Here is a 12,195-nt window from a genome sequence, read left to right as displayed (position 1 = left end):
ACCGGCATGACGCGTTCGTCACGCCTCTTCATGCCGATGACGCCCGCGCCCCGAGCCAGCTTTCCGGCCATCGAGGCGCGACGCGGTCGAGAAGCTCCGCCGGCCGCACTCCTGCCGCATGTCCTTTCCTCACTGCCGATAGACCATGTCTCTTTTCTCTGCCGTCGAACTCGCCCCCCGCGACCCGATTCTGGGCCTCAACGAAGCCTTCAACGCCGATCCGCGCCCGACCAAGGTCAATCTGGGCGTCGGCGTGTACACCAACGAAGAAGGCAAGATTCCGCTGCTGCGCGCCGTGCGCGAAGCCGAGAAAGCTCGCGTCGACGCCGCGCTGCCGCGCGGTTATCTGCCGATCGAGGGCATCGCCGCTTACGACGCCGCCGTGCAGACGCTCCTGCTCGGCAAGGAATCGCCGCTGATCGCCGCGGGCCGCGTCGTCACGGCGCAGGCGCTGGGCGGCACCGGCGCGCTGAAGATCGGCGCGGATTTCCTGAAGCGCGTCAACCCGAACGCGAAGGTCGCGATCAGCGATCCGAGCTGGGAAAACCATCGCGCGCTCTTCGAAGGCGCGGGCTTCGAAGTCGTCAACTATCCGTACTACGACGCCGCCACGCACGGCGTGAACTTCGAGGGCATGCTCGCCGCGCTGAACGGCTACGCGCCGGGCACGATCGTCGTGCTGCACGCGTGCTGCCATAACCCCACGGGCGTCGACCTGACGGAGGCGCAATGGCGCCAGGTGGTCGAAGTCGTGAAGGCGCGCAACCTCGTGCCGTTCCTCGACATCGCGTATCAGGGTTTCGGCGAAAGCATCGACGCCGATGCCGCCGCCGTGCGCCTCTTCGCCGCGTCCGAGCTGAACGTGTTCGTGTCGTCGTCGTTCTCGAAGTCGTTCTCGCTGTATGGCGAGCGCATCGGCGCGCTGTCGATCATCACGGCCGCGAAGGAAGAATCGGCGCGCGTGCTGTCGCAACTGAAGCGCGTGATCCGCACGAACTACTCGAACCCGCCGACGCACGGCGGCTCGGTCGTCGCGGCGGTGCTGGCGTCGCCCGAACTGCGCGCGACGTGGGAACAGGAACTCGGCGAAATGCGCGACCGTATCCGCGCGATGCGCAACGGCCTCGTGCAACGTCTGAAGGCGGCGGGCGTCGATCGCGATTTCTCGTTCGTCGATGCGCAGCGCGGCATGTTCTCCTACTCCGGCCTGACCGCCGCGCAAGTGGATCGTCTGCGTGAAGAATTCGGCATCTACGCCGTGAGCACGGGCCGCATCTGCGTGGCCGCGCTGAACACGCGCAATCTGGATGTCGTCGCCAACGCGGTCGCCAGCGTCCTCCGCTAAGCATCGTTCGCTGCAAACAGAAATGGCGTCCTTCGCATGAAGGACGCCATTTTTTGTGCTCGATGCACGCGCCGCCTCGGGGCCGGCGCGCGCCTTCGTCAGAGCGTGCGCGGCGCGGGATGCGCGACGGGTGCGGTGGCGTCGTCGGAATCGACGAGACCGTAGGAAATCGCGCGCGCCAGTTCCGCGCTCACGCTTCCGACGTCCACTTGCTGACGGCGAAGCGCCGCCGATTCGCGCTCTTCCGCATGCATGCAGAAGGTCAGCACGGCGATTAACAGGATGGCGAGAGGCCAGTAAGTCGATATTGTCTTTTTCATGGGACTGCCTTCAGTTCGGTGCCGTTGCAGGCGTGCTCGCCCACTTGTCGACGTTTCGGATGGTACGCAATCGGCCGTTACTGAAAAAGTCGTCGAACAGGGAAGGTTCGTTGCGTTAATGGCAACAAGCAAATTCTTGGCCTGTCTCGCTGCCTGACGAAAGCCCGCGCCACGCCGTCATAAAGGCTTACAAAGTTGTTGGGGACAATGCCCCTGCGCCGGTGTCCTAATGCTCATACGCACAACCTTTATTTCAACGGTCATGAAAGTCGCTGGTTTAGTGATGGTTTCCTCGGCGCTGCTGCTCGGCGGATGCGCGGCCTATCCCGACGGCCCGGTATACGGCGGCGGTTATCCCGCTACGTACGAAGACCCGGGCTATGCCGCCTACCCGGCCTATCCCGCGTATTACGGCGGGCCGGTCGTGCAGCCGGGCGTCGTCATCAATGGCGGGTATTACTCCGGGCCCCGGCGCTATTGGGACGACAGCCCCGGATATCGCCGCCCGCCGCCTGGCGGATGGAACAATCGGCCGCACGGCGAGCCCGGCCATGGCGGTCAGGCGGGCGGCCCGCCGCAGCACGGCGGCCCGCCCCCGCAAGCAGGCGGCGGCGCGCCGATGCCTCAGGCAGTCGGCGGCGTGCGACCGCGTCCGCCGCAAGCGCAGCCGCAATCTCAACCGCAGCAGGCTCCGGCGCATGGCGGTGGCGGCGGTGGCGGCGTCAGCAATCACGGCGGCAATGACCGCGGCTTTCTCGGGCGGACCGGCGGCTGATCGTCGGCAGCAATGAAAAATGGCCGCGCCGGATCACGCGATCCGGCGCGGCCTTTCTCTTTTGGGCGACGCGTTTTCAACCGATATGCGATTGCTGCGCCTTGTATAACTCGCGGAACGTGCGGCCTACGGGCGCGGGCATATCGCGCGTGGCGGTCCATCCCGCGCCGAACGGCAGTCGCGAAATCGCCTTCCGCTTGCCGCCGATGCGCTCCATCACCCGCACGGCCAGTTTGGTGAAGAGCGCATACGCGGTCGGACGCATCGCCAGATAACCCCACGCCGCGAGTGCCGCACGCTCCGTCCACGGACGCAGACGACGCTCCATCTGCTTCTCGCGCAGCTTGCGCAGCAAGTCGGAGAGCGGAATGCCCACGGGACACACGCTATTGCACTCGCCACAGAGCGTGGCGGCTTGCGGCAGGTCGAGCGCCTTGTCGATGCCGACGTAAGCCGGCGTCAGCACGGAACCCATCGGGCCGGGATACACCCAGCCGTACGCGTGTCCGCCGATCTTCTGATACACCGGGCAGTGATTCATGCACGCGCCGCAGCGAATGCAGCGCAGCATCTCCTGAAACTCGCCGCCTATAAGCCCGGTGCGCCCGCCATCGACGAGAACGAAGTACATGTGCTCCGGACCGTCCTTCTCGCCCGGCGCGCGCGGGCCCGTGAGCAGCGAGAAGTAGTTCGAGATGGTCTGCCCGGTCGCCGAACGCGGCAAGAGGCGCATGGCCGTGGCGAGATCTTCGAGCGTCGGCAGCACTTTTTCGATGCCCGTCACCGCCACATGGACACGCGGCATCACCGTGCACATGCCTTCGTTGCCCTCGTTCGTGACGACGGCCACCGATCCCGTCTCCGCGATCAGAAAGTTGCCGCCCGTCACGCCCATGTCCGCCGACATGAAATGCGGGCGCAACACTTCGCGCGCCTCGCGCGTCATCGCGGGAATGTCGGTCAGACGCGGTTTGCCGTGCGTCTTCGCGAAGAGGTCGGCGATCTGCTCCTTGTCCTTGTGAACGACAGGCGCGATGATGTGGCTCGGCGGCTCGTTATCGTTGATCTGCAGGATGTACTCGCCGAGATCCGTCTCGATGGACTGCACGCCCATCTCGCCGAGCACGCGGTTCAGCTGCATTTCCTCCGAGACCATCGACTTCGTCTTGATGACCTTCTTCACGCCGTGTTCGCGCGCAATCTCCGCGACGAGCCGCGCCGCGTCCTGCGTCGATTCGGCGTACAGCACGATGGCTCCGCGCCGCGTCGCTTCGCGCTCGAAGGTTTCGAGCCAGACATCGAGGTTGTCGAGCGCGCGATTGCGGCGTTCCTTGAGCGCGGCGCGCGTCGCTTCGAAGTCGATGTCGCGCACGGCCGTCGCCCGCGCGCTCACGAACTTGGTCGAGAGCTTGGTGAGGTTTTGCTGCAGCCTTTCGTCGGCGAGCTTGCTGCCGGCGCGCGCCTTGAAGTGCATCGTCTGGACTTGCATGTCGATCTCTCCTCGCGATGCTCAGGCGCGGCTTTGCGCGTCGCCGGCCAGCACTTGCGCGATATGCAGCACGCGCGTCGCGGTATCGCCCGTGCGGCGCAAGCGGCCTTCGATATTCAGCATGCAGCCGAGATCGCCGAGTACCACCGCCTCCGCCCCGCTCGCCTTGACGTTCGCGCATTTCTCATCGACGATCGCCGTCGAGATGTCGCCGTACTTCACCGCGAACGTGCCGCCGAAGCCGCAGCAATGCTCGCAGCCGGCCATCTCCGTGACCGGCACGCCGGCTTGCGCGAGCAGCTCGCGCGGCTGCGTCTTCACGCCGAGTTCGCGGAGGCCGGAACACGAATCGTGATACGTCACCATGCCGTCGAAAACGCCCGGCTCCATGCGCGCTTTCGCCACGTTGACGAGAAAATCGGTCAGTTCGAAGACACGCGGCTGCAGGCGCGCGAAGCGGTTCATCAGCTCGGGATCGTCGCGAAAGAGATCGCCGTAATGCGCGCGGATCATGCCGCCGCACGAGCCGGACGGCACGACCACATAATCGAATTGCTCGAATTCACGCAGCGTCTTTTCGGCGAGATCGCGCGCGAGCCGGCGATCGCCCGAGTTGTAGGCCGGCTGGCCGCAGCACGTCTGCGCGGGCGGCACGGTCACTTCGAAGCCGGCGCGCTCGATCAGCTTGATGACCGAAAAGCCGATTTCCGGGCGCATCATGTCGATCAGACACGTGACGAATAAACCGACTCGCATGAGGACGTTCCTTGTTGTTCGTGTATTGCAGGGCACGTCGATTATCCGCGAAAGCGCGGCGGCGCCGAACGCCATCGACGTGTCTTTTCACATTATGAGATACAATCGACCTTCCGCTGTTTGACGCATCAACCGATTTTTCACGATGAGCGATACGAACCCGGACTCCAAGACATCCATTCAGGTGATCGAACGCATGATGAGCCTGCTCGACGCGCTCGCCGATCACACCGATCCAGTCAGCCTGAAGGAACTCTCGCATAGCACTGGCCTGCATCCGTCCACCGCGCACCGCATCCTGAACGACATGGTGCTCTGCCGGCTCGTCGACCGTTCCGATCCCGGCACGTACCGGCTCGGCATGCGTCTGCTCGAACTCGGCAATCTGGTGAAGGCGCGCCTTTCGGTGCGCGAAGCCGCGATGCCGCCGATGCGCGAACTGCATCGGCAGACTGGACAGACGGTGAACCTCTCGGTGCGCCAGGGCGACGAGATCGTGTATATCGAACGCGCGTATTCGGAGCGATCCGGCATGCAGGTCGTGCGCGCGATCGGCGGACGTGCGCCGCTGCATCTCACATCGGTCGGCAAGCTCTTTCTCGCCGCCGACGAAGCCGCCCGCGTGCGCGCCTACGCGATGCGCACCGGCTTGTCCGGGCACACGCAGAACAGCATCACGGATCTGGCGAAGCTGGAGCGCGAGCTGTCGTTCGTGCGCCAGCAATCGTGCGCGCGGGACAACGAGGAACTGGAGTTGGGCGTGCGCTGCATCGCGGCAGGCATCTACGACGATACCGGGCGGCTCGTCGCGGGGCTTTCGCTTTCCGCGCCGGCGGATCGTCTGCAGGACGCGTGGCTCAAGCAATTGAGCCATACCGCGCTCGAAATCTCGCGATCGCTCGGCTATCACCCGGAACTGTCCGCGCAAGGACAGCGAGAAGCGCAACGCGAAGCTCAGCGCTAGATCGCCGCCCGCGCATGAACGAAAAAGCCGGATGCGTCTCGCGACGCATCCGGCTTTCTTTTCGGCTATGCGGCTTTGCGGAAATCCGCTCAGGGATTCGCGCCGCCGCCCATGTCCGCGCTCATGATGCGCGGCTCGCCGAGCGTATCGAGATACGAACGCAGGCGGCCTGCATCGGCGAAACGCGAGTACTTGCCGTAGGAATCCAGCAGCACGATGATGACCGGTCGGCCATGCACGTTCGCCTGCATCACGAGGCATTCGCCCGCTTCGTTGATGAAGCCGGTCTTCTGCAAGCCGATATCCCACGACGCATTGCGCACCAGCGCATTCGTGCTGTTGTACGCGAGCGTGCGCTTGCCGGTGAAGACTTCGTAGCTGCGATCCGTCGAGAACTTGCGGATCAGCGGATATTGATACGCGGCGTTGACCATCTTCACGAGATCGCGCGCGCTCGACACGTTCAGGCTCGTGAGGCCGGTGGAATTCTCGAAGTGCGTGTCGGTCATGCCGAGCGTCTTGGCCTTCGCGTTCATCGCGGCGATGAACGCCGGACGCCCGCCCGGGTAATAACGCGACAACGCCGCCGCCGCGCGGTTTTCCGACGCCATCAGCGCGATGTGCAGCATGTCCTCGCGATTCAGCACCGATCCCACCGCGAGCCGCGAGCCCGTGTACTTCTCGTAGTCGCGGTCTTCGTCGGTCACCGTCATTTCCTCGGTGAGCGACAGGTGCGCGTCGAGCGTGACCATTGCCGTCATCAGCTTGGTGATGGACGCGATCGGCACCACGGCGCGCGAGTTCTTGTCGAAGAGCGTCTCGGACGTGCCCTGGTCGACCACATACGCGACGCTCGAACGCAACGCGAGGCTGTCGGGCGTGTCATGCAGGCCGAACGCCTGTCCGACCGACGTCGCGCGCGGCTGATACGCCACCGAATGCACGGCGGCGCGGCGCGCACGCGGGTCCATCCGATAATTCACGCGATGCTTGCGCGATGCCTTGGGCGCCTCGTCGTCCTCGTTGGCGGCCGCGACCTTGGCTGCGCGCGCACCCTTGGCCGTTTTCGCGACGCGGGCGGGCTTCGCGGTCTTGCTTTCGGCGGCCGGTTTGGCGGCGTGTTTGACGGTTTTGCTGCTGGTGGTTTTGGCGAGGGCTTCAGCCGGAGCCACTGCGAAGGATGTCGCGACGGCGAGCGAAACGGCGATCGACAATGCGGAGCGCAATGCCACGCCATGCACCACCTTCAGCGACGAAAACATTTCGGTTTTCATTAGTGTTCTATAGGGCGGCTGGAGAGTACCGCCAAGTGTAGTGAAGCTGCGAAATTTAAGCAATATTAAGCACTTATCGACGCACGTTAAACCGATTTGTAAGCGCCGATTGCTCGATTCTGAAACATTGCGCGCATCGATCGGAAAAAACGATCGGGCCCCGCGCAAGCGGTTTTGCGAAAAACGCGCTTTCGACTTCGTCGCCTTTGCGTTATCGGCAAAACTTTCCCGAACTTGAGAGGTAACTTTAAGAACGACGCTGCCGGGCTTGGCTGGATTGACTAATACCCTATTGCCCGTTCGCGTGCTGTGAGAAGCGTTGAGTCGTCAGCCGAAATGTTAACGGTTCTTTGACAATTTGGTGTACGGCGTCGTCCGAAAAGTAAGACGATCACGCGAATTTTCCTATCTGTAGTCGCCACGCGCCGTTTCAGGGTCGCGGTCCACGCCGGTGCACTCGGCGCCAGCTGCTTGAACCTTCACCCCGTCAGCGCTTACTTAACATCTTGTTTGACAAGGGTTTTCCACTATTTGTGCAATGCACAAAAACCGCTTGACATCGATAAGAATATCTCTAAAATGGGTTCCATGTTGCGACGCACCAATCGGAGCTGCACCATCTGGCAGCAAGCTGCTGCACCCACCAAACCACGACCCGCATCGATGGGTCGGTTATCAGGAGCCTGAGATGACGTTGTTGACCCCCGAGCAAATCGCCGCTGCGCAGAAAGCCAACTTCGACACGCTGTTCGGTCTGACGAACAAGGCGTTCGAAGGCATCGAAAAGCTGGTCGAACTGAATCTGCAAGTCGTGAAGTCGACGCTCGCCGAAAGCCAGGAAAACACGCAACGCGCGCTGTCCGTCAAGGACGCACAGGAACTGCTCGCGCTGCAAGCCAGCCTGTCCCAGCCGGTCGCGGAAAAGGTGCTGTCGTACGGCCGTCACCTGTATGAAATCGCATCGGCTACGCAAGCCGAATTCGCCCGCGTCGCGGAAGCGCAATACGAAGAGCAGAACCGCAAGGTTCAGACGCTCGTCGACAACGTCGCGAAGAACGCGCCCGCCGGTTCGGAAACGGCCGTCGCCGTGATGAAGTCGGCCATCACCGCTGCCAACACGACGTACGAAACGGTTCACAAGGCAACGAAGCAAGCCGTCGAAATCGCGGAAAGCAACTTCAACGCCGCCGCCACGGCCGCGACGAAGGCTGCCACGCAAGCGACCGAGCAAGCTGCCCGCACCGCTTCGGTCTCGGCCAAGCGCACCGCCGCCTAAGTCTTCGCCGGCGTCCTTGGGGCGCTGCATGCGAGAGATGAAGCAGGAAACCCGGCTCCGGCCGGGTTTTTCGTTTGGCGCGTGATTTCGCCGCGAGAAGTTGCAGCGATAAGAAGTGAAGTCGAAAAAAAGGCGCGTCCCCTTTCGGGAACGCGCCTTTTGCGCATCCGGACGCCGCGATTACTTCTTGCGCTGCGGCGGCAGATCCGTACAGACGCCTTCGTACAGCTCGGCCGCCATGCCGACCGATTCGCCGAGCGTCGGGTGCGGGTGAATCGTCTTGCCGATGTCCGTCGCATCCGCGCCCATCTCGATCGCGAGGCACACTTCGCTGATCAGATCGCCCGCATTCAAGCCGACGATTCCGCCGCCGATCACACGATGCGTCTCTTCGTCGAAGATCAGCTTGGTGAAGCCTTCGTCGCGGCCATTGGCGATCGCGCGGCCCGACGCGGCCCACGGGAATACTGCCTTGCCGAACTTGATGCCTTCGGCCTTGCACTGTTCCTCGGTCTTGCCGGCCCACGCCACTTCCGGATCGGTGTAAGCCACCGACGGAATCTGCAATGCGTCGAAGTACGCCTTCTCGCCGTGCGCCGCTTCCGCCGCGACGTGGCCTTCGTGCACGGCCTTGTGCGCGAGCATCGGCTGGCCGACGAGATCGCCGATCGCGAAGATGTGCTCCACGTTCGTGCGCATCTGCTTGTCGACGTTGATGAAGCCGCGATCCGTCACCGCGACGCCCGCCTTGTCCGCGCCGATCTTGCCGCCGTTCGGGCTGCGGCCGACGGCCAGCAACACGAGGTCGTAGCGTTGCGGCTCGGCCGGCGCCTTCTCGCCTTCGAACGTGACGTAGATGCCGTCGTCCTTCGCTTCGGCCTTCGTGGTCTTCGTCTTGAGCATGACGTTCGCGAAGCGCTTGGCGTTGAACTTCTCCCAGACCTTCACGAGATCGCGGTCCGCGCCGACCATCAGGCCATCGAGCATTTCGACGACATCGATCTCCGCGCCGAGCGTCGAATAGACGGTCGCCATTTCCAGCCCGATGATCCCGCCGCCCACCACCAGCATGCGCTTGGGCAACTGACGCAGTTCGAGCGCGCCGGTGGAATCGACGACGCGCGGATCGTTCGGGAAGAACGGCAGCTTCACCGCCTGCGAGCCCGCCGCGATGATCGCCTGCTTGAACTTCACGACCTTCTTGCCGCCCTCGCCCTGCACTTCCATGTGATGCGGATCGACGAACGTGCCGACGCCCGTCACCACTTGCACCTTGCGCGCTTTCGCCATGCCCGCGAGACCGCCGGTCAGCTTCTTGACGACGCCTTCCTTGAAGCCGCGCAGCTTGTCGAGGTCGATCTTCGGCTCGCCGAAGCTGATGCCGTGCGCCGCGAGTTCCTTCGTTTCATCCATCACGAGCGCGGTGTGCAGCAGCGCCTTCGACGGAATGCAGCCGACGTTCAGACACACGCCGCCGAGCGTCGAATAACGTTCGACGAGCACGGTGTTCATGCCGAGATCGGCGGAACGGAACGCGGCGGAATAGCCGCCGGGGCCCGCGCCGAGCACGAGCATGTCGCATTCGACATCCGCGCTGCCCGAATAGCTGCCCGCCTGCGGCGCGGGCGCGGCGCTCGCCTTTTCCGCAGGCTGCGGCTGCGCGGCGGCCGGTTTCGTCGGCGTTTGCGTCGTGCCGCCGCCTTGCGCTTCGAGCGTGAGGATCAGCGTGCCTTCGGACACGTTGTCGCCGACCTTGATCTTCACTTCCTTGACCGTGCCCGCGGCGGGCGACGGCACGTCCATCGTCGCCTTGTCGGATTCGAGCGTGACGAGCGATTGCTCCTTCTCGACGGTATCGCCCGGCTTCACGTGCACTTCGATGACCGGAATGTCCTTGAAGTCGCCGATATCCGGCACCTTCACGTCTTGCGCGGCCCCGCCCGAAGCAGCAGCCGGCGCAGGCGCGGCGGCGGGTGCCGGTGCAGGCGAAGGAGCGGCTGCGGCGCCTTCGGTTTCGATCATCGCGATGACCGAGCCCTGGCTGACCTTGTCGCCCTGCTTGACCTTCACTTCCTTGATGGTGCCCGCGACGTCGGCGGGCACTTCCATCGTCGCCTTGTCGGTTTCGAGCGTGATGACGCCCTGTTCCTTTTCGATGACGTCGCCGGGCTTGATATTGACTTCGATGACATCGACATCGGAGAAGTCGCCGATATCGGGTACTTTTAGTTCGACGAGACTCATGTTGTCCCCTAAGAGATGTGCGGATGGAACCTCATGGCAAAGCCCGAGGTTCCGCCGTCGGCCAGATCAGAAGATCAAAGAATCACGCGACGGAAGTCCGCCAGAATCCCCGACAGATACGCGTTGAAGCGCGCGGCCTCGGCGCCGTCGATGACGCGATGGTCATACGACAGCGACAGCGGCAGCGTGAGGCGCGGCACGAACTGCTTGCCGTCCCACACGGGCTTCATCTGGCCGCGCGACAGGCCGAGAATCGCCACTTCGGGCGCGTTGATGATCGGCGTGAAGTTCGTTCCGCCGATGCCGCCCAGCGACGAAATCGAGAAGCAGCCGCCCTGCATCTGATCCGGCTTCAGCTTGCCTTCGCGCGCGAGCTTCGACAGATCCGCCATCTCCTTCGCGATATCGATCAAGCCCTTCTTGTCCGCATCGCGGATGACCGGAACGACGAGGCCGTTCGGCGTATCGGCCGCGAAACCGACGTGGTAGTACTGCTTGAAGACGAGGTTGTCGCCGTCGAGGCTCGCATTGAAGGTCGGGAACTTCTTCAGCGCCGACACGACCGCCTTGATGACGAACGCCAGCATCGTGATCTTCACGCCGGCCTTCTCGTTTTCCTTGTTGAGCTTCACGCGCAACGCTTCCAGCTCGGTGATGTCCGCTTCGTCGTTGTTCGTGACGTGCGGGATCATCACCCAGTTGCGATGCAGGTTCGCGCCCGAGATTTTCTTGATGCGCGACAGCGGCTTCGGATCGACCGGACCGAACTTCGTGAAGTCGATCTTCGGCCACGGCAGCAGACCCAACTCGCCGCCGCCACCGCCAGCCGGTGCAGCCGCCGCGGCGGGCGCCGCGCCCTGACCCGTCATCACGCCCTTCACGAACGCGGTGACGTCGCCCTGCGTGATGCGGCCCTTCGGACCGGTGCCCTTCACGCGCGTGACATCGACGCCCAGTTCGCGCGCGAACTTGCGCACCGACGGCGACGCGTGGCTCGACGTGCGCGAGCCGTCGCCGGCGGGCATCACGGGCGCCTGCGCGAGCGCGGACGGCGTTTCCTTCGCGGCGGATGCGGGCGCGGGCTTCGCGGGCGCGTCCGACGGCGCTTCGACCGGCTTCGCGGCTTCCTGCTTCGGCGCCGCAGCCGCTGCGGGCGCGGCGTCGCCGCCTTCCAGCACGAGAATCAGCGATCCTTCGGAGACCGTATCGCCGACCTTGACCTTCAGTTCCTTGACCGTGCCCGATGCGGGGCTCGGCACGTCCATCGTCGCCTTGTCGGATTCGAGCGTGACGAGCGACTGCTCCTTCTCGACCTTGTCGCCGACCTTCACGCCGATCTCGATGACCGGAATGTCCTTGAAGTCGCCGATATCCGGCACCTTCACTTCGACCGATCCGCCGCCCGACGCCGGCGCCGGCTGCGCTTGCGCTTGGGTTTGCGTCTGGGTCTGCGCGGGCGCTTCCTGCTTCGCGGGCGCAGCGGACGAGGCCGCGCCGTTCGCGCCGCCTTCCAGCACGACGATCAGCGTGCCTTCCGACACGTTGTCGCCGACCTTGACCTTCACTTCCTTCACGGTGCCCGCCGCGGAACTGGGCACATCCATCGTCGCCTTGTCGGACTCGAGCGTGACGAGCGACTGCTCGGGTTCGACCGTATCACCCACCTTGACCAATACTTCGATCACGGGGATGTCCTTGAAATCGCCGATGTCCGGCACTTTGACTTCGATCGCTTGACTCATTATTAGTGTC

The 12,195-nt window shown here is 63.9% G+C and carries 10 protein-coding genes; 4 read left to right on the top strand and 6 right to left on the bottom strand.

Annotated features, from left to right (window positions below):
- The first annotated feature begins 145 nt into the window (after positions 1–145).
- Positions 146–1,345, top strand: coding sequence for an amino acid aminotransferase (locus NCR39_RS04855; protein ID WP_250451029.1), 1,200 nt, complete (start codon positions 146–148; stop codon positions 1,343–1,345).
- 98 nt (positions 1,346–1,443) lie between these two features.
- On the opposite strand, the gene NCR39_RS04850 is transcribed toward NCR39_RS04855, so the two are convergent.
- On the bottom strand, positions 1,444–1,665 hold the full coding sequence (locus tag NCR39_RS04850; protein WP_040048782.1) for a hypothetical protein: 222 nt from the start codon (positions 1,663–1,665) through the stop codon (positions 1,444–1,446).
- Positions 1,666–1,948: 283 nt separating this feature from the next.
- On the opposite strand from NCR39_RS04850, the gene NCR39_RS04845 reads away from it, so the two are divergent.
- Positions 1,949–2,440: a hypothetical protein gene (locus tag NCR39_RS04845; protein ID WP_250451468.1), complete on the top strand. Its 492-nt coding sequence runs from the start codon at positions 1,949–1,951 to the stop codon at positions 2,438–2,440.
- A 76-nt stretch (positions 2,441–2,516) separates the two neighbouring features.
- Here the strand turns inward: NCR39_RS04845 and NCR39_RS04840 are convergent, their stop codons facing one another.
- Together NCR39_RS04840 and NCR39_RS04835 are read right to left on the bottom strand one after the other, a co-directional pair.
- Positions 2,517–3,929: a lactate utilization protein B gene (locus NCR39_RS04840; RefSeq protein ID WP_250451028.1), complete on the bottom strand. Its 1,413-nt coding sequence runs from the start codon at positions 3,927–3,929 to the stop codon at positions 2,517–2,519.
- A gap of 21 nt (positions 3,930–3,950) precedes the next feature.
- Positions 3,951–4,685 (bottom strand): (Fe-S)-binding protein, encoded by a 735-nt coding sequence (locus NCR39_RS04835; RefSeq protein WP_250451026.1) that lies wholly within the window; start codon positions 4,683–4,685, stop codon positions 3,951–3,953.
- 145 nt (positions 4,686–4,830) lie between these two features.
- Here NCR39_RS04835 and NCR39_RS04830 point away from each other — a divergent pair, with 145 nt between their 5' ends.
- Positions 4,831–5,649, top strand: coding sequence for an IclR family transcriptional regulator (locus NCR39_RS04830; RefSeq protein WP_040048786.1), 819 nt, complete (start codon positions 4,831–4,833; stop codon positions 5,647–5,649).
- A gap of 89 nt (positions 5,650–5,738) precedes the next feature.
- On the opposite strand, the gene pbpG is transcribed toward NCR39_RS04830, so the two are convergent.
- Positions 5,739–6,923, bottom strand: coding sequence for a D-alanyl-D-alanine endopeptidase (gene pbpG / locus NCR39_RS04825; protein WP_250451024.1), 1,185 nt, complete (start codon positions 6,921–6,923; stop codon positions 5,739–5,741).
- A 688-nt stretch (positions 6,924–7,611) separates the two neighbouring features.
- Between pbpG and NCR39_RS04820 the strand changes: the two genes are divergently transcribed.
- Complete coding sequence (locus tag NCR39_RS04820; protein WP_250451021.1) at positions 7,612–8,199, top strand: phasin family protein; 588 nt, start codon at positions 7,612–7,614, stop codon at positions 8,197–8,199.
- A gap of 180 nt (positions 8,200–8,379) precedes the next feature.
- Here the strand turns inward: NCR39_RS04820 and lpdA are convergent, their stop codons facing one another.
- Positions 8,380–10,443 (bottom strand): dihydrolipoyl dehydrogenase, encoded by a 2,064-nt coding sequence (gene lpdA, locus NCR39_RS04815; RefSeq protein ID WP_250451020.1) that lies wholly within the window; start codon positions 10,441–10,443, stop codon positions 8,380–8,382.
- A gap of 74 nt (positions 10,444–10,517) precedes the next feature.
- The gene (gene aceF / locus NCR39_RS04810; protein WP_250451019.1) at positions 10,518–12,185 is read right to left on the bottom strand and encodes a dihydrolipoyllysine-residue acetyltransferase; all 1,668 of its coding nucleotides are present in this window, start codon (positions 12,183–12,185) and stop codon (positions 10,518–10,520) included.
- Between the last annotated feature and the right edge of the window lie 10 nt (positions 12,186–12,195).

This window comes from Caballeronia sp. ATUFL_M2_KS44, assembly GCF_023630965.1.
GTDB lineage: Bacteria > Pseudomonadota > Gammaproteobacteria > Burkholderiales > Burkholderiaceae > Caballeronia > Caballeronia concitans.
This window is presented reverse-complemented; position numbering and strand designations above follow the sequence as displayed.